This window comes from Marinifilum sp. N1E240 (assembly GCF_009295825.1).
Taxonomy (GTDB): domain Bacteria; phylum Bacteroidota; class Bacteroidia; order Bacteroidales; family Marinifilaceae; genus Marinifilum_A; species Marinifilum_A sediminis.
The window spans coordinates 215061-241242 of record NZ_WHKF01000003.1 but is presented as its reverse complement, the minus strand read 5'-3'; the positions used below and the strand labels follow the sequence as shown (position 1 = coordinate 241242).

21 protein-coding genes are annotated in these 26182 nt (G+C 34.8%); 13 read left to right on the top strand and 8 right to left on the bottom strand.

The genetic code is table 11. The features are described 5' to 3' along the window. Positions 1–54: 54 nt before the first annotated feature. The gene (locus tag GCQ56_RS10010; protein WP_152734335.1) at positions 55–3852 is read right to left on the bottom strand and encodes a two-component regulator propeller domain-containing protein; all 3798 of its coding nucleotides are present in this window, start codon (positions 3850–3852) and stop codon (positions 55–57) included. 735 nt (positions 3853–4587) lie between these two features. Continuing rightward, positions 4588–5679, bottom strand: coding sequence for a [FeFe] hydrogenase H-cluster radical SAM maturase HydE (gene hydE, locus GCQ56_RS10005; RefSeq protein ID WP_152734334.1), 1092 nt, complete (start codon positions 5677–5679; stop codon positions 4588–4590). A 272-nt stretch (positions 5680–5951) separates the two neighbouring features. On the opposite strand from hydE, the gene GCQ56_RS10000 reads away from it, so the two are divergent. The 11 genes from GCQ56_RS10000 to GCQ56_RS09955 all read left to right on the top strand — a co-directional run bounded on the left by GCQ56_RS10000 (position 5952) and on the right by GCQ56_RS09955 (position 17808). Further along, positions 5952–8009, top strand: coding sequence for an acetate--CoA ligase family protein (locus GCQ56_RS10000; protein ID WP_152734333.1), 2058 nt, complete (start codon positions 5952–5954; stop codon positions 8007–8009). A 37-nt stretch (positions 8010–8046) separates the two neighbouring features. Beyond that, a complete protein-coding gene (locus GCQ56_RS20280) occupies positions 8047–8196 on the top strand; it encodes a hypothetical protein (protein WP_193323762.1) in 150 nt (49 codons plus the stop codon). Positions 8197–8286: 90 nt separating this feature from the next. Beyond that, positions 8287–8979 (top strand): hypothetical protein, encoded by a 693-nt coding sequence (locus GCQ56_RS09995; protein ID WP_152734332.1) that lies wholly within the window; start codon positions 8287–8289, stop codon positions 8977–8979. A gap of 55 nt (positions 8980–9034) precedes the next feature. Beyond that, entirely contained in the window at positions 9035–9556 is a 522-nt protein-coding gene (locus tag GCQ56_RS09990; RefSeq protein WP_152734331.1) for a flavodoxin, read from the top strand. A gap of 289 nt (positions 9557–9845) precedes the next feature. Then, entirely contained in the window at positions 9846–11174 is a 1329-nt protein-coding gene (locus tag GCQ56_RS09985) for a pyridoxal phosphate-dependent aminotransferase (protein ID WP_152734330.1), read from the top strand. Positions 11175–11366: 192 nt separating this feature from the next. After that, the gene (locus GCQ56_RS09980) at positions 11367–11594 is read left to right on the top strand and encodes a ferredoxin family protein (protein WP_152734329.1); all 228 of its coding nucleotides are present in this window, start codon (positions 11367–11369) and stop codon (positions 11592–11594) included. A gap of 49 nt (positions 11595–11643) precedes the next feature. Further along, the gene (locus GCQ56_RS09975) at positions 11644–12729 is read left to right on the top strand and encodes a 3-methyl-2-oxobutanoate dehydrogenase subunit VorB (RefSeq protein WP_152734327.1); all 1086 of its coding nucleotides are present in this window, start codon (positions 11644–11646) and stop codon (positions 12727–12729) included. Positions 12730–12732: 3 nt separating this feature from the next. Beyond that, positions 12733–13506, top strand: coding sequence for a thiamine pyrophosphate-dependent enzyme (locus GCQ56_RS09970; RefSeq protein WP_152734326.1), 774 nt, complete (start codon positions 12733–12735; stop codon positions 13504–13506). 34 nt (positions 13507–13540) lie between these two features. Continuing rightward, on the top strand, positions 13541–14092 hold the full coding sequence (locus GCQ56_RS09965; protein WP_152734325.1) for a 2-oxoacid:acceptor oxidoreductase family protein: 552 nt from the start codon (positions 13541–13543) through the stop codon (positions 14090–14092). 258 nt (positions 14093–14350) lie between these two features. Further along, positions 14351–15676, top strand: a complete 1326-nt coding sequence (locus tag GCQ56_RS09960) for a pitrilysin family protein (protein WP_227006045.1) — start codon at positions 14351–14353, stop codon at positions 15674–15676. A gap of 68 nt (positions 15677–15744) precedes the next feature. Then, the gene (locus GCQ56_RS09955) at positions 15745–17808 is read left to right on the top strand and encodes a pitrilysin family protein (RefSeq protein WP_152734324.1); all 2064 of its coding nucleotides are present in this window, start codon (positions 15745–15747) and stop codon (positions 17806–17808) included. A 273-nt stretch (positions 17809–18081) separates the two neighbouring features. Here GCQ56_RS09955 and nadD read toward each other — a convergent pair whose 3' ends face one another. The 5 genes from nadD to GCQ56_RS09930 form a co-directional block, all read right to left on the bottom strand. After that, the gene (nadD, locus tag GCQ56_RS09950; RefSeq protein WP_152734323.1) at positions 18082–18657 is read right to left on the bottom strand and encodes a nicotinate (nicotinamide) nucleotide adenylyltransferase; all 576 of its coding nucleotides are present in this window, start codon (positions 18655–18657) and stop codon (positions 18082–18084) included. Positions 18658–18660: 3 nt separating this feature from the next. Continuing rightward, entirely contained in the window at positions 18661–19227 is a 567-nt protein-coding gene (gene gmk / locus GCQ56_RS09945) for a guanylate kinase (protein WP_152734322.1), read from the bottom strand. Positions 19228–19306: 79 nt separating this feature from the next. Beyond that, positions 19307–20185: a YicC/YloC family endoribonuclease gene (locus GCQ56_RS09940; protein ID WP_152734321.1), complete on the bottom strand. Its 879-nt coding sequence runs from the start codon at positions 20183–20185 to the stop codon at positions 19307–19309. 112 nt (positions 20186–20297) lie between these two features. Beyond that, positions 20298–21638: an MATE family efflux transporter gene (locus GCQ56_RS09935; RefSeq protein WP_152734320.1), complete on the bottom strand. Its 1341-nt coding sequence runs from the start codon at positions 21636–21638 to the stop codon at positions 20298–20300. Positions 21639–21720: 82 nt separating this feature from the next. Then, positions 21721–23586, bottom strand: a complete 1866-nt coding sequence (locus GCQ56_RS09930) for an ABC-F family ATP-binding cassette domain-containing protein (RefSeq protein ID WP_152734319.1) — start codon at positions 23584–23586, stop codon at positions 21721–21723. A 154-nt stretch (positions 23587–23740) separates the two neighbouring features. Between GCQ56_RS09930 and nth the strand changes: the two genes are divergently transcribed. Next, complete coding sequence (gene nth / locus GCQ56_RS09925) at positions 23741–24403, top strand: endonuclease III (protein ID WP_152734318.1); 663 nt, start codon at positions 23741–23743, stop codon at positions 24401–24403. A gap of 12 nt (positions 24404–24415) precedes the next feature. Here nth and zupT read toward each other — a convergent pair whose 3' ends face one another. After that, positions 24416–25234, bottom strand: coding sequence for a zinc transporter ZupT (gene zupT, locus GCQ56_RS09920; RefSeq protein ID WP_152734317.1), 819 nt, complete (start codon positions 25232–25234; stop codon positions 24416–24418). Between the two features lie 181 nt (positions 25235–25415). Between zupT and GCQ56_RS09915 the strand changes: the two genes are divergently transcribed. After that, on the top strand, positions 25416–25586 hold the full coding sequence (locus tag GCQ56_RS09915; protein WP_152734316.1) for a DUF362 domain-containing protein: 171 nt from the start codon (positions 25416–25418) through the stop codon (positions 25584–25586). The last annotated feature ends 596 nt before the right edge of the window (positions 25587–26182 follow it).

Below are 26182 nucleotides of genomic sequence, written 5' to 3'. Positions count from 1 at the left end.
TTAGGCAATAAGAATAAAAAGAAATGTCCGAGCTTTTGCCCGGACATTTTCTATTTATATTGCTTTATCAATATCAATAAAGAACTTTGATCCTTTTCCAGGTTCACTTTCACACCAAACTTTACCTTGCATTGCTTCTACATATTTTTTTACGATTGATAGACCTAAGCCTGTCGATTTTTCTCCTGCCGTTGGTTTTGTACTTAAAACTTGAAATTTTCCGAATAGCTTGCTCTGATCTTCAATTGGAATGCCAGGTCCTTCATCACTTACAAGTGATCTCACCTTTTTTCCTTCCTCCCAGATCTTAACATTAATGTTCTTGTTTAATGGTGAAAATTTTATCGCATTAGAGATTAAGTTTTCATAAACCTGAGTCATGTAATTAGGATCAACCATAGCAAAAGAGTCTTCAGCATCGATAGTAAGTGTTAAATGTTTCTTGTGCAAATGATCCTTAAAATGAATGTTAACAATCTCCATTAATTTTCTTAAATTGGTTTTTTCCAATTGCATATTTATTGATTTGGATTCAATAACTCCAATATCTAAAATTTTAGAAATCATCCTATTCATTCTCTGCAAGGCATTCAGCATGAAGCTTACATTTTCAAAATCTTCCGACTCTCCATTCGAATTCATTTTATCTTTAAGATATTCAGTAATGGATATTGTAGATGTTAATGGATTTTTTAAATCGTGGGCAATAATTCCAATTAAATGGTTTTTCTCGTGATTCAGTTCTGTTAATTCTGTATTTTTTTGCTGTATCTCTTCTTTTTGAAGGTTAATATCTCTGTTAGCTTTTTGTAAGCGCTTGCTCTGAACCTGTATTTTTCGGTACGATTGAGCGTTATCTACAGCAATACTTGCATAAACTGCAATGTTCTGGAGTAGTGATAAATGATACTCCTGATATGCATTTGTCCTGAAACTTTGAACCGTGATGACTCCTGTTACAATATCATTTATTTTTAGAGGTAAATAGATAACAGATTTTGGAGTTCCTGATTTTTCTACCGGAATAATTTTAGTAATGTATTTGTGATATTCCTTTTCCAAATCAGAAATGAAAACATCTTTTTTCTTTTTGAAACAATATACCGCTAACCTTGTTTCATCTTCCAAGGCAAAATCTACAGAATCAAGGTTTTTACCATCTTCTTTTATTCTAGGAAATAGTAAACTGTTGTTTTCTTTGTGATGGATTCCAATGCCAAATATTGAGGCATCCATTAGTTCGTTTACCGATTCATATACAGTATCAATAATGCTCTCCACCGCTAAATTTGCGGTTATCACTTTGCCAATATCATTCAAGTGAATCAAGTTCATATATGATTTTTGAAGGTTGTGAGATTGTTGTAAAATCTCATCCTTCTGATTTTCCAGAATTTTATTTTGTGACTCAATTTCTCTTTTTTGATGCCTAACTTCTTTAGTTTTTTCTTTTACAAGATGTTCTAATTCAATTTTCTTTTGTTGTATGTTTCTCAATCTTACTCGCATTATTCCATAAATTAGCAGAGCAAGAAGAATAATACCCGTACTAATTGCCCACCAGGTGTTGTACCATGGAGGTCGAATTTCGAAATGGTATTCGTAGGCGTTAGGAGTCCATTTTCCATCGCTATTGGATGCAATTATTTTAAAGGTATACTCTCCAGGTGGTATACGTGAATAAATAGCTTCATTTTTTGATGTAATTGGTGACCAATCCTGATCTAAGCCTTCCAGTTTCCACTGGTACTTTACCTTTTCTGGAGCTTTATAACTTAAAGCCTCAAAATTAAAGGTAAGATGATGCATATCATGAGTTAATCTTAAATCCTGAGGAAGAGGAAACCATGGATTTACTCCACATAAACATTGGCTGTATTTTTCATCGCGCCAGTTAACTTTTCTAAAAAATAACTTTATATCGGTAAGTTGAATAATCGGGGGATTTGGATTTATGATGTCCTTAGTGGGATTGAACATCATAGCGCCATTTATGGTACCAAACCATAAATTCCCTTTTTTATCCGTGTAGTTGCATGAACCATTGTTTTCTATTCCAATAAAACCATCAAATTTATTATAGTTTCGAATGTTTTTGATAGCACCGGATTTATCGCAGTCAATTCGATCAACTCCATTTTGAGCTCCCACCCAAATTGAGCCATATTTGTCTTTTAATATCGAGTAGGCAATATCCGAACTCAGTCCTTCTTCTGTAGTTAGGTAAGTCCACTTTTTATCATCCCAAATGTTAATGCCACCGCTAAATGTTGCAGCCCATATTCTTCCTGATGTATCTTCAGTTACCTGCATTACCCATTTGTAATTCAGCCCATTGTTTTCATCGTAATTGATGACGGTATCTTTCTCGAACATACTTAATCCCTGAAAGTGAGAAAACCAGGCGCGCTTTTTAGAATCAACAAAAACATTGGTTATCTGATTGGTTTTTAGACCATGACTTTGGGCTGATATTTGAGTTCTTTTTCCTTTTTTATCGTAATGAATTACTCCAAACCCTTGAGTGGTAAGCCACATTTCGCCATCTTGTTCCAATATATCAATCACACCGCTGCCTGCAGGTAATCCATAACGATCTGTAACATCACGAAAAGAATTTCCATTAAACTCAATTAGTCCATTGAAGCCCGACATTAATATGTTTCCATTTGGTAATTCATGAAAATCACGAATGTTTAATAAGCCAGGATGATCTTGTGGTGTAAATGCTTTTCTTTCGTTTCTTTTGTACTGAACTACACCTTTCCCTGATATACTAAACCAGTAGTTATTTTTAGAATCCTGCATAATTGCACGAACAATATTGCCTCCAACATCGTTAGTAAAATCGAGAGATAGGAATTTGTTATTGCCATATTTTATAAGTCCATTGCCACTGGTTGTCATCCATATATTTCCTTCGCGGTCTTCTACAATGTTGTTAATAAATGGATTGATCAGTCCTCGGCTGGCATCTATTATTTTGGAGTGATTTTTATCGATTACGAGAACACCTGTTCCAAAAACACTAATCCAAAGCCTTTGTTCTGAATCAAGAGTAACGGAACCTATATTTTGCGGAGGAATGCCATTCGGCAACTCAATTTTAATAGGTTTTCCATTTATCATTTTATAAAAAACTAAGCCATAATTCGGAATGAAATTTGAAAACCACAATTGATCTGATTCATCCATTAATGCGGGTACAACAATTTGTCCTTCAAATTCTGGAATATCATTAAGTGGTGACCTCGAAAGTTTTTCATCTCTATATTCAAAGAGTCCATCAATAGTGACAATGTAAATTGTGCCAAAATTATCCATTAAGATGTTGCGAACCTGATTTCTATTTAGAACATCTTCGTGTTCTTTTATAAAATCTTTAAACTGACCTTTTTCTCTGTAAATGAGTTGTCGGTTGGCTTGATCGACTCCCATTGCCCAGATCCGACCTTTTTTATCTTCCAGGATTCTAATGTAAACAGCATTGGGAACACTATCATTCACACCATAGTTTTTGAACGACACCCCATTAAAATTGGAAATTCCAATGCTAGTACCTATCCACAACAATTCATTGGCATCCTGATAAAGTGAGCGAATGTTGTTATCCGCAAGTCCATGCCTTCTGTTGTATGAAATAAAATCCTTACCATTAAAGCGGGAAATACCACCGCCATTGGTTCCTAGCCACAAATTTCCTTTTTTGTCCTGTATCAGACTAAAGATTTCGGATTGTGGCAATCCTTCTTCCAAAGAATAGTTTTGGAAACTGTATTGTTGAGCTTTCGATTGATAATTGGGGAATAAAATCAAGCAAAGACAAATCCAGGCGAACATCAATTTTCTCATAAAAAACTCCTTTACTGATCTCAAATGTACTAATGCGATTTAAGGTACAATTTTTTTAAAGGAATTGAAAGTGTTTGTATGGTGGTATGGCTTAGTTTTTTGTTATTGACATGTTAAGATTTTTATTCAAATGTTACTGATATTTTGAATACAAATGGTCAAATTCATAACATCGTTTCTCCAACGATGAGCATCGCATGAATTTTTTTTAGGCATATTGTTCAGGTGGCAATGTCATTTTTAAAGACAAATTAATACATTGATCGTGTGGCAATGCCAATTTGGAAATTTTTAGAGGCGTTTTTCGAATGAAAAGAGGCCTTTTGAAATTTAAAGCCATTTTTTTCGAAAGGAAACGTGTATTTTAATTTCAAGAATGCATTTTTTCTGAATGACAACATGTCTTTGAAGTTGAAAAGTAGTTTTTTATCTGTGAAAAGGCACCTTTTTAAGTTCAAAATCTCTTTTTTACAACTGACAATGCCCTTGGAAGTTTTAAAAGGCTTTTTTCTCTCGATCAACCTATCCACTTAAATTCAATTTGAGAATTGTCACTCGAACAATGTGCTTGGGAAATTTCTAGCTGCAGAATGAATGACAATCGGCAGTCATAAAAATTTTTTCACTTAACCAACGATTGGAATTATTATGGCAAGAGTAGAGAAGAGTCTAAAATACCTAAAGTTGAAAACACTTTAGGTATTATTTTTTAAGTCTTAATATGAGTTCTTCTTTTTAAGAATTTTTCCTTCTGCTGGCATAGTGTCTCGAATCTCCCCACTCTCCATAGCCAATTTCACCATCTGCCATGTTAATTCTTGCCTCCATGCAATTGGTGCAATCATCAGCACCTTCATCAATACAAGGTTTGTTTTGGTATAAAAGGTAATTGGCTCTCTCTTTTGTAGGAGTAATATTTGGCATAATGATATTGGCTCCAAGGCGAAGTGCTTTTTCTCTTCCCAATGGATCAATTGCTTGCAAAGCAGTTGCAGATGCAATATTGATATCTTTCATCATGATTCTTAATACTGCAATCATTTTAAGAGTCAAGCGAAAACGATCATTTAAGCTCATTAATTGATCACGATACTCATACATTGGAGTTTCATCATGCTCAATAAATGGTCCCATTCCTACCATATCGATATCGAACTTTTTCATGAACAGAAGATCATTTGCCAAATCTTCATAGGTCTGAAATGGAATACCGATCATTACACCTGTACCGGTTTGGTATCCGATATCCTGAAGCGATTGTAGGCATTTAAGTCGTGTCTCGTGAGAGTGCTCTTCGTTGTCTGGGTGTATTTTGTTGTAGAGTTCTTTATTACTCGATTCAATTCTTAATAGATAACGGTGAGCACCTGCGTCGAACCATTTTTGATAGGTTTCTTTGCTTTGTTCACCAAGCGAAATGGTAATTCCAAGTTCGTCATTACTAAGCTTTTTTATTTCTTTCAAAAGATTGGTAATTCTGTCAACAAATGTTTGATCGGATCTTTCGCCTGATTGCAAAACCATTGATCCGTAATTGTTCTTGTAGGCAAATTTTGCAGCTTTTAATATTTCTTCGTCCGCAATATCATATCTGTCTACATTCTGATTTCCGGCTCTAATACCGCAGTACAAACAATCTTTTTTACAGATGTTTGAAAATTCCACCAATCCACGAAAGTGTACATTCTTACCAATGTACTTTAATTTGATTTCTGAAGATTTGACAAATAAAGCTTTTTCGTCTTCATCTTTAGATTTTAGCAGGCGAATGATATCTTCTCTGGTAAATTGATCTTGCTGTAAGATCTGCTCAACACTTTTTGTCATTAGTTACAATCTTCTTTAATTTCAATGGCAAAAATACTTATAAATTTCTAGCTTTTTGTACCATTGGTTACAAATTGGAGTTACGCACTTGAATCTCCGAAATTACATGTTTTTTGCAATCGTTTGAAAAAATGAATCTTAGAAATATTCTAAATTGTAATATTAGAAGCAATAAAATGATTTTTACTTACGGATTGTATGAAAAATCAAATTGTTAGGAGTGTATTATTACTATATTTGTCGGAAAATCGCAAAATTATAAATAACAAATCATGATAAACGAACAGTTACTTAACCCCCAAAGTATTGTTGTTGTTGGAGGTTCCGATGATGTACAAAAACCTGGTGGAAAGGTATTGAAAAACCTTATTGATGGAGATTTTAAGGGTGAGCTTTATGTGGCGAATCCTAAAATGGACGAGGTGCAAGGAGTTAAATCCTTTAAAGATCCTAAGGATTTGCCTCAGGTTGATTTAGCGATTTTAGCAATTGCAGCTAAATTTTGTCCATCTACAATTAAGTTTCTTGCCGAAGAAAGAAACACCAGAGCTTTTATTATTCTTTCAGCTGGATTTAGTGAAGAAAATGAAGAAGGTGCGAAACTGGAGCAGGAAATTGTTGATATCGTAAACTCAGTTGATGGCTCTTTAATTGGACCTAACTGTGTTGGTGTTTTAAACTCTAACTATAATGGAGTATTTACCACTCCAATCCCAAGTTTAGATCCTCAGGGATGTGATTTTATTTCTGGTTCTGGAGCAACTGCTGTTTTCATTATGGAATCAGGTGTTCCTAAAGGATTATCTTTCTCAAGCGTATATTCGGTTGGTAATTCGGCACAAATGGGTGTTGAGGAGATATTGAAATATATGGATGAGAGCTTCGATCCGGAAACAAGTTCCAAAGTAAAGCTTCTTTATATTGAGAATATCGATAAACCAGAAATGTTATTGAAACATGCTTCTTCTTTGATCCGCAAAGGATGTAAGATTGCAGCTGTAAAATCTGGTAGTTCGGAAGCTGGTAGTCGTGCTGCTTCTTCTCATACCGGTGCTTTAGCTAGTTCTGATGTTGCTGTGGATGCATTATTTAAAAAAGCTGGAATTGTACGCTGTAGTGGTAGAGAAGAGTTAACCACTGTTGCCTCTATTTTTATGCATCCTGAATTGAAAGGAAAAAATATTGCAGTTATCACTCATGCTGGCGGACCTGCAGTTATGCTTACAGACTCACTTTCTAACAATGGTTTGGATGTTCCACATATTGAAGGACCAAAGGCGGATGCTTTATTAGAAAAATTATACGGAGGATCGTCTGTAGCAAATCCGATTGACTTTCTCGCAACTGGTACAGCTCAGCAATTAGGCGATATTATTGATGCTTGTGAAAATGATTTTGATAACATCGATGCGATGGCAGTAATCTTTGGTAGTCCAGGATTATTCCCGGTTTATGATGTATATGATCTTCTTCACGAGAAAATGAAGGAGTGTAAAAAACCGATTTATCCTATTCTTCCATCTATTATTAATGTGAAGGATGAAATTGAGCATTTTCTGGCAAAAGGAAGAATCAATTTCCCAGATGAAGTAGTATTTGGTGATGCTTTGGCTAAAGTGTATCACACAACAAAACCACAGCCGGAAGAAATTGAAATGCCTGAGGTTGATAAAGCAGGAATTCGTAAGATTATTGATGAAGCTGAAAATGGATATTTAAGTCCTGAACAACTTCACAATTTGTTAGATGCTGCTGGAATTGAAAGAGCTAAAGAAGGTGTTGCTGATACCGAAGAGGAGATAGTTACTCTTGCAAAAGAAATTGGTTTCCCATTGGTGATGAAGGTTGTTGGACCTGTTCATAAATCTGATGTTGGGGGAGTTACTCTTAACGTTAAAGATGAAGCAACTGTTCGTTCTGAGTTTAAAAGAATGATGCAGATTAAAGATACCTACGCTGTAATGTTAGGACAAATGCTAAGTGGTACAGAGGTATTTATCGGCGCAAAGCGTGAAGATAAATTTGGTCACATGGTATTGTGTGGTTTAGGTGGTATCTTTATCGAGGTTTTGAAAGATGTGAAAGCATCTCTTGCTCCAATAGCTAAGGATGAAGCTCATGAAATGATCCAGGGATTGAAATCTTACGGTATCATTAAAGGCGTAAGAGGACAGGAACCAGTTAACGAAGATAAGTTTGCTGAATCAATTACAAGAGTAGCTGCTTTAATGAAAGTTGCTCCTGAAATTTTCGAAATGGACTTAAATCCGTTATTGGGAAACAAAGATGCGGTTGTTGCAGTTGATGCAAGAATCAGAATTGAAAAATAATACCGAATTCAGTTCGGAATTTAAATTATAGTTTGCAATGAGAAAGTGGAAAGACCTTAATAAGAATGAGAAGATGATGATCTGTTTTGTGGTTGTTCTGTTAATTGGAATTGCTATAAGATGGAAAGAGGTGAAAAGTGGATTTTTAAAAGGTGTTGGCAACTACACAGAGCAAGCGGAAAAATAAAAAGACAATAGCATGGGAAATTTCTCATGCTATTTCTTCAAAAGGGAAGTTGAAAATATAGCTTCCAAATTAAATCTAACTATTGATAAAATGAAAAAACAAGATTTATTATTTTGGATGGGATTTGTGCTATTGTTCCTTCCTTTTTTCATATCACAGACCGTATTTGATGCCTATATTGATTTTAACAAAGCCCATGGAATGGTTACCAGTTTTGTGAAATTTGCAATTTTGGCAACCATTGGAGAGGTTATCGGTTTAAGAATTCGTACAGGTAATTATTATCAAAAGGGTTTTGGTGTTATTCCCCGAGCTATTGTTTGGGGATTTTTAGGATTGACCATTAAATTAGCGTTTGTAATTTTTGCAACAGGAACACCAATTTTCCTATCTTATTTAGGTGTGGAAGGTGCTGTTGAAGCAATGAAAGGTCCATTAACCGGAAGTAAATTATTGGTTGCATTTAGTATAAGTGCTTTCATGAATTTGATTTATGCTCCTGTAATGATGACGCTTCATAAAATTACCGATATCCATATTGTGAATAATGGAGGAACGATTCTTGGTTTATTTCGACCAATTCAGTTTTCTAAAATATTTGTGAATATGGATTGGGGAGTACAATGGAATTTTGTGTTCAAAAAAACTATTCCATTTTTCTGGATTCCAGCTCATACAATTACCTTTTTATTGCCTGCTGATTTTCAAGTTCTATTTGCTGCGGTATTAGGAATTGTATTGGGTGTTTTACTTGCCATTGCAAGTTTGAAAAGTTCCAAATAATTTTATCTTTGTGTAAGATAAAAACAATAACACACTATCATTAAAATATAGTCCTATGAGTAAAATTGGATTGTTTTACGGGCCTGAAGGCGGAAATGTAGAAAGAGCGGCAAAAATTGTAGCTGATAAAATTACAACTACTGAAGTAGAAGTTCATAAAGTAAAGGATGTTGATGCGGATGTTGTCGCGCAATATTCATGTATTATTATGGGAATTTCTACATTAGGAAAACACACATGGTCTTCTGATAATACAGGAAACGATTGGGATAACTTTTTACCAAAATTGAATGGCTTAGATTTAAAAGGCAAAAAAGTAGCTCTTTTTGGTTTGGGTGATCATATTGCTTACGCTGATTTCTTTGTAGATTCAATGGGAGATCTTGCTGATGTTATAAAAGAAACAGGAGCTGAGATTATTGGTCAGGTAAGTGATGAAGGATATGAATTTAATGAATCCAGAGCATTTGTTGACGGGAAATTTATCGGTTTGCCTCTTGATGAGGATTTTGAATCGGATATGACTGAGAAAAGAGTCGCAAACTGGTTAAAGATTATTTTGCCAGAATTCGAATAGATTATTAATATTCAGATAATATTTAAAGGCTGACGGTTTACCGATCAGCCTTTTTTTCTGGATTTAAAATCAAATTACTACCACAGGTAATGATTTGATAGATTTAAAACGATTACTTTGTTTAGATTGCAATCAAATAAGACTAAACTGTTTTAAATTGTTATTAAAATTCGTAAAATTGCATAAGATTATTAAGTGAGATGGATCTGAATGCTTAAAGACTGAAAGTAGCATATTTAGAATCTTATTTCACGCTGTTAACCCAAATAAACAGAGAAAATATAGAACCATGATTGATACTCCTATAAATAAAAAAATAGTAGATAATAAATTACAGATTTGTGGAATCGATGATATGGGCGATGCATCAATTCGTGATGTTGTTCGCGTTGTAAACATGATCGAAGAAGAATCGGGAGAGAAGTTCATAAGAATGGAAATGGGAGTTCCTGGTTTGAAACCGACCAAGGTCGGAATTGATGCAGAGAAGAAAGCTTTAGAAGATGGAGTTGCATCTGCCTATCCTATGTTAGAAGGGGTTCGCGAGTTAAAGGAAGAGGGTTCTAAATTTGTGAAGAATTTCATGAATGTAGATCTAAATCCAGATGGTGTTGTGCCAACAGTTGGTTCTATGCAGGGAGGTTATGCTGCATTTATGGCAATTGGTGGTTGCGATGCAAAAAAAGATACGATTTTATTTATTGATCCGGGATTTCCTGTTCAAAAGACTCAATTAGAGGTAATGGGACAGAAATATGAATCATTTGATGTATACAATTATCGTGGAGATAAATTAAGAGCTAAGCTTGAAGAGTTTTTGGCGAAAGGAAATATTGCTGGTATTATATACTCCAACCCAAACAATCCTGCTTGGATCTGTTTCAATGAGGAAGAGTTAAGAACAATTGGGGAATTGGCAAATGAGTACGATACGATTGTAATGGAAGATTTAGCTTATTTCGCTATGGATTTCCGCACTGATTTGGGGAAGCCGGGCGTTGCTCCATATCAACCAACAGTTGCAAATTATACCAATAATTATGTGTTGATGATTTCAAGTTCGAAAGCATTTAGTTATGCTGGTCAACGAATTGGTTTACTTTGCATTTCAGATGAATTGTACAAAAGAAAATACGAAAACCTTAAAGCCAGATTTGGTGGTGAAGAGTTTGGCTATACAGTAATATACCGAATAATTTATGCTCTATCTTCCGGAACATCTCATTCAGCACAATATGCACTTAGTGCAATGTTGAAAGCTGCAAATGAAGGAAGTTTTGATTTTATCAGCGATGTTAAGGAGTACGGAGAAAGAGCACAAATCATGAAAAAACTGTTTACGGATAATGGTTTTGAATTGGTTTATGATACAGACGTAAATGAGCCATTGGCTGATGGATTTTATTTTACCATTTCTTATCCGGGAATGACAGGAGCAGAATTGAATAAGAAATTACTGTATTATGGAATTTCTGCAATATGCTTAGTAGAGACGGGAAGTTTGAAAGAAGGTTTACGCGCATGTGTTTCGCAAATATCAAGAAGTCAGTTTCCAGATTTGGAATACAGGCTAAATGAGTTTGCAAAGCATTATCAATTAGAGAATAAGTTAGGGTAATTTGATACTTAATATCTTAATCCTAAATAGATTATATTATTTAGACTGAATGTAAATTCAATTGTTTAGGTGTAATGAATTGAAGTTCAGTTGATTTAGAGAGGTGATGAATTGTAAGCTAAATCGTGATAAATGCTTTTGAATTGTTACCTTTATAGTGTGAAAAACATTTAATTTTTAATCATTAATGCTATGGCAAAATTTAAAGGTGCTATTGTAGTCGAAACCGAAAAATGTAAAGGATGTGGTCTTTGTGCCGTTGCTTGTCCTACTAAGGTTATCGAGTTGGCAAGAGATGTAAATGGTAAAGGTTACCATTATGCACACATGGCTAATCCAGACGCTTGTATCGGTTGTTCAAGTTGCGGTTTAGTTTGTCCTGATACTGTTATTACAGTGTATAGAGTAAAGGCAAGCTAGTACAATAGGTGCTAAATAGTAAAACTGAAATTTTATAAAAATATTTGTAATGGGAGACGTTCGTTTAATGAAAGGAAATGAGGTGATCGCTGAAGCAGCTATCCGTTGTGGATGTGATGGGTATTTTGGTTACCCTATTACCCCTCAATCCGAAATTATGGAGACCCTAATGATCCGCCAACCTGCGAAAGAAACAGGAATGGTGGTTCTGCAAGCTGAGAGTGAAGTTGCTGCTATCAATATGGTATACGGTGGTGCATCATGTGGTAAGAAAGTAATGACCTCGTCATCTAGTCCTGGTATCAGTTTGAAAGCTGAAGGGATTACTTATTTAGCAGGTGCTGAGCTTCCTGCTTTGATTGTTAATATTGTACGAGGAGGACCTGGTTTAGGTACAATTCAACCAGCACAGTCTGATTATTTTCAAGCTGTAAAAGGTGGTGGTCATGGTGATTATAAATTAATTGTTTTGGCTCCTGCATCAGTTCAGGAAATGAACGACTTTGTTGATTTAGGATTTGAACTTTCATTTAAATACTTGAATCCGACAATGATCCTTTCTGATGGGGTTATTGGTCAGATGATGGAGAAAGTTGAATTGGCTGACTTTAAGCCACGTTGGACTGCAGAAGAGATCGAGAAGATTTCTGGTTCATGGGCAACAAATGGTAAAAAGCCAGGCGTTAAACGTAATATTTCTACATCTCTTGATTTGGATTCAGCAAAACAAGAAATTTTCAATCATAAGCTTCAGGCAAAATATCGCGCAATGGAAGAGAACGATGTTCGTTTCGAAAAAATTGCTTGCGATGATGCTGATTACTTATTCGTAGCTTATGGTTCAAGTGCTCGTATTTGTCAAAAATCTGTTGAAATTGCGAGAGAAAAAGGCATTAAAGTAGGTTTGTTACGCCCAATAACTCTTTTCCCTTATCCAACGAAGCAAATTCAAGAAATGCTAGGACAAGTTAAGGGTATCCTATCTGTAGAAATGAGTGCTGGTCAAATGGTAGAAGATGTTAGACTAGCAGTTAATGGTAAAGTTCCTGTAGAGCACTACGGTCGCTATGGTGGAATTATTCCTACTCCAGAAGAGGTTGTAGAAGCTTTGGAAGAAAAAATTTTAGGAAAATAAGTTATGACAGCAACAACTGAAATCAATAATATTATTAGCAAAGAGAACTTGGTGTACGATAAGACCAAAGTTCTTTTAGATAACGAAATGCACTATTGCCCGGGTTGTACTCACGGTGTAATCCATAAAGTAATTGCTGAAGTTATCGATGAGATGGATATTCAGGAGAAAACAATTGGTATTTCACCAGTGGGTTGTTCTGTATTAGCCTACAATTACCTTGATATTGACTGGCAACAAGCTGCTCACGGTCGTGCTCCTGCATTGGCTACTGCAACTTCTCGTTTAATGCCAGAAAAATATGTTTTCACTTACCAGGGAGATGGCGATTTGGCATCAATTGGATGTGCTGAAATTATTCACGCATGTAACCGTGGTGAAAATATTGTGGTTGTATTCGTAAATAATGCAATCTACGGTATGACTGGAGGACAAATGGCTCCAACTACCTTGGAAAATCAGGTAACTGCAACTTCTCCTTACGGACGTGATTGTTCTTTAACAGGTGCTCCAATGAAGATTAGTGAAATGGTTAGCTTGTTACCAGGTACACGTTTTGTAACTCGTCAATCAGCAGAAACAGCTGGAGCGGTTAGAAAGTTGAAGAAAGCTATCCGTAAAGGTTTTGAAAATACCAGAGAGATGAAAGGTCTTTCTTTTATCGAAGTAGTTGGAACTTGTAGTTCCGGATGGAAATTATCTCCAACTCAATCTAACGATTGGATGAAAGAAAATATGTTCCCTTTCTATCCATTGGGTACATTAAAAGATGAATAGAACTTCATTTTAAATCAATTAAAACTGTAAAAAAATGACAGAAGAAATTATCATTGCAGGATTTGGTGGTCAGGGTGTACTTTCAATGGGTAAAATTTTAGCTTACTCAGGTATCATGCAAGATCAGGAAGTTTCATGGATGCCATCATATGGTCCTGAAATGCGTGGAGGTACTGCAAATGTGACCGTAATTTTGAGTGACGATAGAATTAGTTCTCCAGTGTTGAAAAAGTTTGATACTGCTATCATCTTGAATCAGCAATCGATGGACAAATTCGAAGAGGATATTAAGCCTGGTGGAACACTTTTGTATGATCCAAATGGTATCACTCGTCACCCAGAAAGAAAAGATATTAATATCTTTAAGGTTCCTGGTGCTGCACTTGCTACTGAAATGGGTAATCCAAAAACTTTCAATATGATCATTATGGGTGGATTCCTTAAGGTGAAGCCTATTGTGAAGATTGAGAATGTACAGAAAGGACTAGAGAAATCTCTTCCTGAGCGTCACCACAAATTAATTCCTTTAAATATTGAAGCAATTCAAAAAGGAATTGGTAGTGTTGAAGTAATACAGGAAGTATAGATTACAACAAAACTAATATACTTTTAATCAAGAGGAGTTCTATTATAGAACTCCTCTTTTTGTTTAGTAGAATGAACAATTAAATTAACTAATCTTATATTTTTTGTTTATCAGAAATAATTAAACCGTGTCAAACTTGGTTTTATCGTGCTAAGTAGGAGTTCATCCAAAAAAATTGACATTAGTTTGCAAATCAATTAATATTGCTTGTCAGATTTCGAGAACAATCGAATTAATTTTAATGTAAAACTATATCAAATGATGATGAAAAGGCTTCTACTACTTACTTTGCTGGTAGTTTCAGTATTGGCAAGCGGTTTTTCTCAAAATGGGAAAATCGAGTTTGAAGAATACGATTTAGAGAATGGCTTGCACGTAATCTTACAGCAGGATCATACTACTCCTAATATCGTAGTATCTGTAATGTATCACGTTGGTTCAAAAAATGAAAGTCCTGAATTAACTGGATTTGCACACTTTTTTGAGCATTTAATGTTCGAAGGAACCAAAAATATTCCGCGTCACCAATACGATAAGTATGTTTCCAGAGCAGGAGGAGAATTGAATGCGAATACTTCTACTGACAGAACTTACTATTTCGAAATGTTACCATCGAACCAATTGGCTTTAGGTCTTTGGTTAGAGTCAGAAAGAATGTTACACGCAAAAGTTGAGGAGATAGGAATTAAGACTCAGAAAGGTGTTGTAATTCAAGAGAAGAAGCAACGCTATGATAATCCTCCTTACGGAACTATCCTGCCTCAAACAATGGCTCATGCTTATACAAAGCACCCTTACCGTTGGACTCCAATTGGAGATGAAGAGCATATTCGTAATGCAAAAGATGAAGATTTCTTGAATTTCTACAAAGAGTTTTATGTGCCTAACAATGCTGTTTTAACCATTTGTGGTGATTTTAAAACTGATGAGGCTAAGAAATTGATTAACGATTATTTTGCTGAGATTCCTAAAGGAACAAAAGAAATTTATCGTCCGAATATTGTAGAACCAGAAAAAACTGCAGAAGTAAGAGATACAGTTTTTGATAACATTCAGTTACCTGCAGTTATCCAGGCTTACCACATTCCAGCAGTTGGAACTTCAGATTTTTATGCTGTTGACATGTTGTCGAAATTGATGACAGATGGTAAAAGTTCTCGTTTGTATAAAGAATTGGTTGATAAGCAACAGTTGGCTATTCAATTGATGGCTTTCCCAATGCCTAATGAAGATCCAGGTTTAACTCTTGCATTTGGTATTCCTAATATGGGTGTTGATCCTAAAGTTATGGAAGACGAGATGGACAAGCAATTTGCTATGGTTGGTGATGAATTAATTTCGGAAAAAGAGTTTCAGAAATTAAGAAATAAGATTGAAAATGAATTGGTAAGCTCTAATTCAACAATAGAGAGACGTGCTGAAAATCTTGCAACGGCTTATACTTATTTTAAAGATTCAGAAAGAGTAAATAAGGAATTGGATAAATACTTTGCAGTTACGAGAGAGGATATCCGTAAAGTAGCTAAAAAGTACTTTGTACCTAAGAATAGAGTCGTTCTTTACTATTTACCAAAGCAAAATTAATAGTCTCAGGAATAGTAATATCTAAGATTTAGATGTTTTAATTATTCACGAACTGAAAAAAGAGAAAAATGAAAAATTTATATAGATTATTTGCACTTCTAATCGCAGTTTGTTTTGTGATTTCCGCAAGTGCTCAGGTTGATAGAACAAAAGCTCCGGCTGCTGGTCCTGCACCTAAAGTTCAATTAGGGGATTATGATACGTTTACTCTAAAGAATGGAATGAAAGTATTGGTTGTTGCCAATCACAAATTGCCACAAGTAGGATTTGCAATTTCATTACTAAACGATCCTATTGCCGAAGGTGACAAAGCGGGTTACTTATCGGTTATGGGTCAACTTTTAGATAGAGGAACCACAAAACGATCGGGTAAGCAAATTGCTGAAGAGATCGATTTTATTGGTGCTGAATTGGGTGTTTCATCAAGCGGTGTTGATGCAGGTGGTTTGTCTCGCTATAAAGAGAAAATTATTGAATTAATGGCTGATGTTCTTCAGAATCCTACTTTCCCACAAGAAGAGTTTGATAAGATTGTGAAGCAAACTTTATCAGGATTAGAAGCAAACAAGACGGATCCTAATTCAATGGCAAGCAATATGAGAAGCAGAGTTCTTTACCCTGCGAATCATCCTTATGGAGATGTTGTAACTGAGGAAACTGTTAAGAGCTTTACTGTTGAAGATTGTAAAAAATATTACACTACTTACTTTAAGCCGAACAAAGCTTTAATGGCAATTGTTGGTGATATCACTACAAAAGAAGCTAAAAAATTAGTGAAGAAATATTTTGGAGATTGGGAATCTGCTGAAGTACCAAATCACAAATATGAAATGCCTGCAAAAATGGAAGGTAAGAGAGTGGTTTTATCGAATAAAGATGCTGCTCTTCAATCTTTAGTTCGCATTTACAATTCATTTGAATTGAAGAAGGGAAATGCTGATGTGATTCCAGCTTCAGTTATGAATGCTATGTTGGGTCGTGGTTTCTCAGGATTATTAATGAAAAATCTACGTGAAGATAAAGCTTATACTTATGGTGCAGGTTCCAGACTTTATTCAGATAAATTGGTAGGTGGATTCTATACCAGTTCTGAAGTAAAAGCAGAAGTTACTGATAGTGCTTTAATGCAAATGGTGGTAGAAATGGATCGTATTAGAGATACCAAATTGACTCAAGATCATTTGAATATGACTAAGGCAACTATGGCTGGTGATTTTGCGAGATCTCTTGAAGATCCGGGAACAATTGCAAGATTTGCAATGGCTATTGAGCGTTACAATTTACCTGAAGATTATTATGCAACTTATCTTGAAAAATTAGATAAAGTGACATTGGAAGATATTCAGGCAATGGCTAAAAAGTATGTTGATCCTAATAATGCCGTTTATTTGGTGGTAGGTGATAAGAAATACAAGAAGCAATTGGCTAAATTAAGCTCGACTGGTAAGGTAGAAGAGTACGACTACAAAGGTGATATTGTTAAGGAAGATCCAAATGCAATTCCTGAAGGATTGACCTGTAAAACTGTAATCGCAAACTATGTTGATGCTATTGGCGGTCGTGATAACTGGATGGCAGTTAAAGATCTTAGCATTAAAGGTGAGATGAAAATGGGACCAATGAGTATTAATGTAGAATCAGCTCAGAAAAACAATGAGAAGTTTTGCATGAAAATGACAATGAATGGTCAGGTGATGCAAGCAATGTATTACAATGGTACATCAGGTAGAGTTGTTGCTCAAGGAAACGAAATGGTAGCTAATGAAGCTCAATTGGCAGGATTCAAGCAGCAGGCACAGATGTGTCCTGAGTTAAACATGGAAAAATTAGGTTACAGCATGAAAATTGTTGGTGCTGAAAATGTTGATGGCGAAAAAGCTTACAAGCTTGAAGTTAAAGATTCTCAAGGCAATACGAAGTACGAGTTTTTTAGTGCTGATTCTGGTTTAAAGCTAAAAACTATTGCACAGCAACAAGGTATGAGTGTAACTACTTTGTATAAGAACTATACGGAAGTTGAAGGTATCAAATATCCATACTCAGCCATTACTAAAATGGGACCACAGGAAATGCCACTTACGATTACAGAACTATCTGTAAATAAAGGTGTAGATGATTCTGTTTTTAACTAAGGTGTGATGTAAATTTTAAAATATAAAAGGCTGCAATTTGCAGCCTTTTTTTATGCGTTATTTTTATTAAAAAAAGAATCAAAATCAGAAATAAAAACTTTGCGGTTTTAAAATAATGATTACCTTTGCACTCCGATTCGGGAGTGTAGTGGTTAGGCACGATGATCGAATCGGTATTTCAATATGACTTGTATAAGGTTTTAGGGTTAAAATTTCGTATTGGAAATCATTTTGGGTTAGAAAAGGCAGGTGGGGACCTGCCTTTTTTTTATGCTATTTTTCGTAAAAATGCATCTCCTTTAAATAGCGATATGCCGCTTTTGGCATAAAGTAAGGAATCTCTTTTTTGTTCTTAATTGCCTCTCTTATAAAGCTTGATGAGATTTCCATTAAGGGAGCATTTACCAAATGGATGTTCCCCTCTAACTGTACTTCTTCGTCTTTAAAGCCTGGTCGAGGATAGACATACAAATCATGATTTTGCAAAATCAATTCGTAGTTCTTCCATTTTGAAAAACTTTTCAGGTTATCAGATCCTACAATTAAAGAAAATTCGTTAGCTGGAAATTTTTCTTTCAGATAAGTTAAAGTATCAATTGTATAAGATGGTTTTGGCAAACCAAATTCAATATTAGATGCTTTTAACTTTGTGTAGTTTTCAATCGAGCGATTGACCAACTCTAATCGATGGTAATCGCTCAATAAACTACTTTTTTGCTTAAATGGATTTTGAGGACTTACCACAAACCAGATTTGATCCAAATCGGAATATTCAGCCATATAATTGGCAATTGCCAAATGACCAATGTGTATCGGGTTAAATGATCCGAAGTATAAACCGATTTTCATTTTTTATTGATTTATGAAGTTTTGTAATTTGTTTTCAGCTTCCTCTAGTGCATCCTCCAACTTGTCGTTGATAATTACCGTATCAAACTGATCGGCAAAAGCCAATTCGAATTTGAATTTTTTAACTCGGTTGGCAATTACGTCATCACTATCGGTATTTCTACTTCTCAATCTGTTTTCCAATTCCTCAATTGAAGGAGGTTGAATGAAAACAGCCAAAGCATCATCTTGATAAAACTTTTTAATATTTACTCCACCAACAACATCAACATCAAAAATTACATTGTTTCCTTTGTTACGAATTCGTTCAACTTCACTTTTTAAGGTACCATAAAAGCAACCTTCGTAAACCTCTTCCCATTCTAAAAACTCATCGTTAGCAATCTTTTGCTTAAAATCTTCAGCACTTAAAAAATAGTAATCTTTGCCATCAATTTCGTTGCCTCTCTTAGCTCTGCTGGTTGCCGATACCGAAAATTCTAGTTTTAAATCCTGTTGTAACAGATGACGTACAATCGTTGTTTTACCCGATCCACTTGGTGCTGAGAATATGAATAGTTTCCCCGACATATTTAATGCTTTGTTGTTTTAAATTTATAAAAAAGCGCAGAGTTTTGGACCCTACGCTTTAATGAAATAGAATATTTTGTTACAAGACGTTTAGTAATTGTTCTTTTATTTTTTCCAATTCGTCTTTCATTTGAATCACAATCTTCTGAATGTTGGAATCATTTGCTTTAGATCCTAAAGTATTGATCTCACGACCAATTTCCTGAGCAATAAAACCTAGTTTTTTACCGATAGAAGTACCGTTACCAGCTGTCTCGATAAAATATTTACAATGATTTGCTAATCGAACTTTTTCTTCCGTAATGTCCAATTTTTCAAGATAGTAAATGATCTCTTGTTCGAATCTGTTTTTATCCACGTTCTGTTTCTCAACAAAATCGTTCAAATTGTCATTAATTCGGGTTTTTACCGTTTCAATTCTATCCGATTCGTATTGTGGAACTTCTTCTAAAAATTTCTCGATGTTTGTAATACGAGCAAAGATATCTTCTTGTAATGCTTTACCTTCCTGATTTCTGAATGAAGTTAAATCTTTAACTGCCGCTTTAAAACCTGCAAAAATCTTATTCCATTCTTCTTCATCAAGTTCCTGGTGTTCTGTTTTAAGAGCATCCGGAAGTTTCACAATTGTCTGTAGAATTGGCTCTTTTTCCATTGGAATCCCAAGTTCTGTAGATAATTCTGACAGTTGCTTGTAATATCCCTCAACAATAGGTTTGTTGATTTTAGTTTCCTTATCGGTACCAACACTTTCAATAAAAACAGAAAGCTCAACTTTACCTCTCTCAAGCTTATTCTTGATCTCGTTTCTCAACACTAAATCTTTCTCTTTGTAAAGATTTGGCATTCGAGTATTAATGTCAAGCTGCTTGCTGTTTAGGGATTTAATTTCGATGGAAACCTTTTTGTTTTCCAATTCAAGAGTGGCTTTACCAAAGCCTGTCATCGATATTAACATATTCGAGAAATTGATTTCCGCAAAGGTAAGAGATTGATGCGGATTTTCAAACAATTAGTGAATTGCCTATTGCATCTAATTCAATTTTATTACTTGTATTAATAAATTGTAGTTATACAGCTTGTTTTACAACCGATTTTGTTTTCCATCTTCCCGTTCGGTAATACAGATAGGAGAATAATGTTCCCATCGACCAGCCTAAAGGAATCGACCACCAAATGCCGGTTTCTCCAATTTTATCAGAAAGAAAATATGCTCCCGGAATTCGAATGATCCAAAGGGAGAACAGAGTTATAAACATCGGAATTAAAGTATCACCCGCACCACGTAGAACTCCATTTGTTGTAAACATGGTGGAGAAAAGTAGGTAGAATGAACTAACAATAATCAGGTATTTTTCTCCAATTGCAATAACGTTAGGATCGGTGGTAAACATTTTCATGAGCTGGCTACCGAATATCACAATAATTGCAGTCATTAAAAGACAGAACAGATTCGACATGATAAAGGTTGCCTTGAATCCTTTACGAACTCTATCAATTTTATTGGCACCCAAATTCTGTCCTACAAAAGCTGCTACAGCTTGAGAGAAATTCATAGCTGGCATCATAGCTAGAGAATCGATTCTACCTGCTGCGGTGTATGCTGCAATAACATCGGTCCCAAAGGTGTTAACAATACCAAGTAGGGCCATCATTCCCAGCGCAACAAAAGTGTGTTGCAAACCCGAAGGCAATCCTATCTTCAAACTTTTAATGAATAATTCTTTATCGAAACCTAAGTTCCAAAGCGAGAACTTCATGATTTTGTGAGTTCGGTTCAGGTAGATAATTCCAGTTATAAATGCACCTCCCTGTGCAATAACCGTTGCCCATGCGGCTCCTGCAATTCCCCAATTAAATACCATCACAAACAGTACATCAAAAATAATATTGAAGATGGATGCAAGTATTAAAAAGTAAAGAGGGGTTTTTGAATCGCCCAATCCCCGAAGAACAGAACTGGTTCCGTTGAATCCGAAGAAGAGAATCATTCCTGCCATGTATACGTTTAGATATGTTGTAGCCTGTGGTATAAGCTCTTTTGGCAATTGTAGCAATAGAAATAGTTCTTCGCTAAAATAAATACCAAATACTGTAACCAATAAACCTGCAACAAACAAAAAGATGTACATGGTATCGATAGAGCGTTTTACTTTGTCGATATCTTTGGCACCATAAAATTGAGATATGATTATTGAAAACCCTGAACCAATACCAATTAACAGTGCAATAAGAGTAAAGATAATTGGGAAAGATGCACCTACAGAAGCAAGAGCTTCCTTTCCCAGAACTTTACCCACAATAATACTATCAACAACATTATACAGTTGCTGAAATACATTTCCCAAAAGCATTGGGAGGGTAAATTGGAAAATTAATTTGCTTACGTTTCCTGAGGTAAAATCTTTCATGCACTAACGGCTTAGAACTACAAAGCTCTTATTTTTCTATCGATTCACAAAAAAAGAAAACATGTTTAACAGAGCTTAACGATTAGGCTCTTTCACTTAATTCAAGCCATCTTAGTTCTTTTTCATCAATCAAGTTGATCACCTCTTCAATTCTTGTTGATTTTTGAATCAAATCATCATTCGATAAGGTTCCCGAACTCATTGCCGTTTCGAGTTCACATTTTTCTGTATTTAAGTTTTCCAAATCAACTTCTAATTGCTCAAATTCTCTTTTTTCGTTAAAGGATAGTTTTTTAGTTGTATTGTTCGATTTTGGTTTTTCTTTTTTCGGCTTTACTGTTTTTTCTATTTTTTTTAGTTCTTTTTCTTCTTCCTCAACAGTATCGCGATAAATTGTGTAATTGCCTGGGAAGTTTCTAATTTTTCCCATTCCTTCAAATACAAACATCTGATCAACCACCTTATCCATGAAATATCTGTCGTGAGAAACAATGATCAAACAACCTTTAAAGTTCATTAAGTATTCCTCCAGAACGTTTAAGGTCATGATATCAAGATCATTTGTAGGCTCATCCAAGATAAGGAAGTTTGGATTTTTCATCAGAACCGTCATTAAATACAAACGACGCTTTTCTCCACCGCTTAATTTCGAAACGTAATTGTATTGTGTTTTTGTAGGGAAAAGGAAATACTCCAAAAATTGAGAGGCCGACATCACTTTGCCATTACCTAAATCAATTGATTCGGCAATATCTTTGATTACATCAATAATTTTTTCGTTTTCGTTGATTGTAATTCCATCCTGTTTGTAGTATCCATAAACTACAGTTTCACCAATTTCGATAGAACCAGAATCAGCTTCCATATTACGGGTAATGATATTCAGAAAGGTTGATTTTCCAGTTCCGTTTTTACCAACAATACCAATTTTCTCTCCTCGTTGGAATTTGTAACTAAAGTCTTCCAGAATTTTGAGATCACCATAGCTTTTGTGTAAACCTTCCAGCTCAAGTATTTTTTTACCCAAACGAGCTGATTTAATATCTAAATCCATGCTGTCTTCACGGAATCCGCCAGCAGCCTTCTTTTTTAAATCGTAAAAGGCATCAATACGATATTTTGCTTTGGTTCCTCGCGCTTGTGGCATTCTTCGCATCCATTCCTGTTCTGTTTTTAAAAGTTTCTGTGCCTTACCAGCCTCAGCATTAGTGTTTTCAATACGTTCTGATCTTTTATCAAGATAATACGAATAGTTTCCTTTGTAGGTATAAATGGAATTGGCATCCATTTCAATAATTTCATTGCAAACACGATCCAGAAAATATCTGTCGTGTGTCACCATTAAAAGTGTGCCTTTCGATTTATTTAAATATTCCTCAAGCCACTCAATCATTTCAAGATCCAAATGGTTAGTAGGCTCATCCAAAATCAAAAAATCAGGATCAGTTATTAGAACTTTTGCCAAACCAACTCTCTTTTTTTGTCCACCTGAAAGTTCTCCAATTATCTGATCGAATTTTGTAATTTTAAGTTTTGAAAGAATCTGTTTTACCTTATTCTCGTAATCCCAGGCTTTATACTGGTCCATTTTTTCAAGAATTTCGGTCATTTTTTCTTCATCGTTATCATTAATTACTTTTTCGTAATCTCTAATAACAGAAAGAACTGGATCATCTGAATTGAAAACCTCATTAAGAACGGTATTGTTATTATCCAGTTCAGGATTTTGTTGAAGATATGCTAGTTTGATATCATTACGAAAGATAATTTCACCATTATCCTGAGAATCTTTTCCAGCAATAATGTTTAGAAGAGAAGTTTTGCCCGTTCCGTTTTTGGCAATAAGCGCAATCTTTTGCCCTTGTCCAACACCAAAGTGTATTCCTTCGAATAACGTAAGATCTCCGTAACTTTTGCTAAGGTTTTCAACCTGTAAATATGATATCATTTGGCTCAATTCTTAAATATGTGATTGCAAATTTACAAATAAGTAGCTTGCAATTGCATTTGCTTTATAAATTGTATTGATTTCTTTAGTTAAGAACTAATTTTTAGGGAGAGTTTAGTATTTTCGTTCTTCTTCAGAATAAATTAAGAAACTTATGCGTAAGAAAGAACGGTTTGAAAAAGTAATAGCTTGGTTTCAGGAAAACATGCCCATTGCTGAAACAGAATTAAATTATACCAATCCATATGAATTGCTGGTTGCAGTAATATTATCAGCACAATGTACCGATAAAAGAGTGAATCAAATTACTCCGCCTTTATTCGATCGATATTCGAGTGCATTCGATTTATCTCATGCTACGCAAGATGATATTTTTGATTTGATTCGTTCTTGTTCTTATCCAAACAACAAAGCCAAACATTTATTAGGAATGGCTAAAATGTTGGTTGAAGATTTTAAGGAAATTGTACCAGATGATATTAAGGAATTGCAAAAATTACCTGGTGTTGGACGAAAAACAGCAAATGTTATTGCATCGGTGGTGTACGACAAACCTGCTATGGCTGTAGATACTCATGTTTTTAGGGTTTCAGAAAGATTAGGTTTAACCACAAATTCAAAAACTCCATTAGAAACGGAAAAGCAGCTAGTGAAAAATATTCCTGAAGAGTTAATTGCAACAGCTCATCATTGGATTATTTTGCATGGGAGATATGTTTGTTTGGCGCGTAAGCCGAAATGTAAACCTTGTGGATTGAAGGAGTATTGTAAGTATTATCAGAAAGAAGAAAAGAAAAAAGAAAAAGCCTCAATTTGAGGCTTTTGTATTTTAAAGAAACAGTAATAAACTTAAAGCCATGACTGCCATACCTGCAATTAATCCGTAAATGGCAACGTGATGTTCTCCATACTCTTCTGCGGTAGGCAATAATTCATCTAAGGAGATGAAAACCATAATACCAGCAACACCACCAAATAAGACACCAAATATAGTATTGTTTAATCCTAGGAAAGAGTAGATTAAAATGAAACCAATTAAAGCGCCTACAGGTTCAGCTAATCCTGAAAGAAAGGAATATAAAAATGCTTTTTTTCTACTTCCAGTTGCATAATAAATAGGAACAGAAACTGCAATTCCTTCCGGAACATTGTGTATGGCAATTGCTACTGCAATTGGAATAGCGATGGTTGGATCGGTTAAAGCAGCTGCAAATGTGGCTAAACCTTCAGGGAAATTATGAATTCCAATTGCCAATGCAGAGAACATTCCCATTCTCATTAATTTTCGATCGATAGGCTTTTTACCATCAAGATCTTCAATCTTCTTTACTTCATGAGGATTTTCAAATGAAGGAATCATTTTATCGATAATGGCAATGAATAATATTCCGCCAAAGAATGATATTACAGTATACCAGGTACCCGATACTACGCCATGGTCAAGTATGAGTGCATCTTTTGCTTTTTGAAATATTTCGACTAATGAGACATAAATCATAACACCAGCAGAAAATCCAAGAGAAAGTGCTAAGAATTTAGTGTTGGTGCGTTTTGCAAAAAAAGCAATAGCACTTCCTATTCCCGTGGCAAGACCTGCGAATAAGGTCATTCCAAATGCAATTGCTACTGTATTGAATTCAAATTCCATATATAGATTATTGTTTTTTTATTTGATCAGTAAGAATGAGGCTAAATATAATGATTTGTTTGGAATTAATATAAATAAGAATTTAGGATATTAAGGTCTTGTTTGAAAAATATTCATGTCGTAAATTTAGTCTTAATCAGTAATAATATATTATCAATTTTACACTAAAAAGAAATAAATTATGGCTTACGTTATTTCAGATGATTGCACTGCTTGTGGTTCATGTATCAATGAATGTCCGGTGGATGCTATTTCGGAAGGAGATATTTATGTTATCGATCCGGATACTTGTATCGACTGTGCAGCATGTGCGGAAGTTTGTCCGGTAGAGGCAATTTCAGAAGGAGAATAACAATAATTAGTTTTATATTGAATGGGATCTTATAAGATCTCATTTTTTATTTTGTTTTATTTAAAAAAAAAGTGTTAAATTAGATGGGGTAGATGGGTTGTTAATCATCTTATTAATGTAGGGCGTTTAAATACAATGTTAATTTATTATTGTTTGAAGTGAAAAATGCCAGAAACTATTCTACTAACCTAAATATTGTAATAATGAAATTATTATTGAGAAAATTCCTGTGAGAATTTAAATTAAAAACCCAATTGTTTACAAAATTATTGTAAATAAAGATTCGCTATTCATTTATTTCTTGTCGGCAGTAATAAAGAATATCGATTGCAATTTTATCTCTCCAAGCTTTAAGCCCGAAAACACCACTATTTATTATGGAGGACTATCAGATCAGAGATTGATACTGGAATGTTCTTTTAATACACGAGTATTCGCATTGTGATTCAAACATGATTGTTATGAGTCAGTGATCAGGTACCTATAAGTGTACTTGCATAGCTATAGTGTATTCCAAGGAAATCAATCAGTTAAAGCTTTATTTTATTTATTCGAGTATGGATACTCGAAAGATTTATTATGAAATACTAACTAAA

Bases quoted from the DNA above. Each gene is read 5' to 3' on its own strand.
- GCQ56_RS10010 (WP_152734335.1), bottom strand. From the start codon at position 3,852: ATGAGAAAATTGATGTTCGCCTGGATTTGTCTTTGCTTGATTTTATTC.
- hydE (WP_152734334.1), bottom strand. From the start codon at position 5,679: ATGACAAAAAGTGTTGAGCAGATCTTACAGCAAGATCAATTTACCAGA.
- GCQ56_RS10000 (WP_152734333.1), top strand. From the start codon at position 5,952: ATGATAAACGAACAGTTACTTAACCCCCAAAGTATTGTTGTTGTTGGA.
- GCQ56_RS20280 (WP_193323762.1), top strand. From the start codon at position 8,047: ATGAGAAAGTGGAAAGACCTTAATAAGAATGAGAAGATGATGATCTGT.
- GCQ56_RS09995 (WP_152734332.1), top strand. From the start codon at position 8,287: ATGAAAAAACAAGATTTATTATTTTGGATGGGATTTGTGCTATTGTTC.
- GCQ56_RS09990 (WP_152734331.1), top strand. From the start codon at position 9,035: ATGAGTAAAATTGGATTGTTTTACGGGCCTGAAGGCGGAAATGTAGAA.
- GCQ56_RS09985 (WP_152734330.1), top strand. From the start codon at position 9,846: ATGATTGATACTCCTATAAATAAAAAAATAGTAGATAATAAATTACAG.
- GCQ56_RS09980 (WP_152734329.1), top strand. From the start codon at position 11,367: ATGGCAAAATTTAAAGGTGCTATTGTAGTCGAAACCGAAAAATGTAAA.
- GCQ56_RS09975 (WP_152734327.1), top strand. From the start codon at position 11,644: ATGGGAGACGTTCGTTTAATGAAAGGAAATGAGGTGATCGCTGAAGCA.
- GCQ56_RS09970 (WP_152734326.1), top strand. From the start codon at position 12,733: ATGACAGCAACAACTGAAATCAATAATATTATTAGCAAAGAGAACTTG.
- GCQ56_RS09965 (WP_152734325.1), top strand. From the start codon at position 13,541: ATGACAGAAGAAATTATCATTGCAGGATTTGGTGGTCAGGGTGTACTT.
- GCQ56_RS09960 (WP_227006045.1), top strand. From the start codon at position 14,351: ATGATGATGAAAAGGCTTCTACTACTTACTTTGCTGGTAGTTTCAGTA.
- GCQ56_RS09955 (WP_152734324.1), top strand. From the start codon at position 15,745: ATGAAAAATTTATATAGATTATTTGCACTTCTAATCGCAGTTTGTTTT.
- nadD (WP_152734323.1), bottom strand. From the start codon at position 18,657: ATGAAAATCGGTTTATACTTCGGATCATTTAACCCGATACACATTGGT.
- gmk (WP_152734322.1), bottom strand. From the start codon at position 19,227: ATGTCGGGGAAACTATTCATATTCTCAGCACCAAGTGGATCGGGTAAA.
- GCQ56_RS09940 (WP_152734321.1), bottom strand. From the start codon at position 20,185: ATGTTAATATCGATGACAGGCTTTGGTAAAGCCACTCTTGAATTGGAA.
- GCQ56_RS09935 (WP_152734320.1), bottom strand. From the start codon at position 21,638: ATGAAAGATTTTACCTCAGGAAACGTAAGCAAATTAATTTTCCAATTT.
- GCQ56_RS09930 (WP_152734319.1), bottom strand. From the start codon at position 23,586: ATGATATCATATTTACAGGTTGAAAACCTTAGCAAAAGTTACGGAGAT.
- nth (WP_152734318.1), top strand. From the start codon at position 23,741: ATGCGTAAGAAAGAACGGTTTGAAAAAGTAATAGCTTGGTTTCAGGAA.
- zupT (WP_152734317.1), bottom strand. From the start codon at position 25,234: ATGGAATTTGAATTCAATACAGTAGCAATTGCATTTGGAATGACCTTA.
- GCQ56_RS09915 (WP_152734316.1), top strand. From the start codon at position 25,416: ATGGCTTACGTTATTTCAGATGATTGCACTGCTTGTGGTTCATGTATC.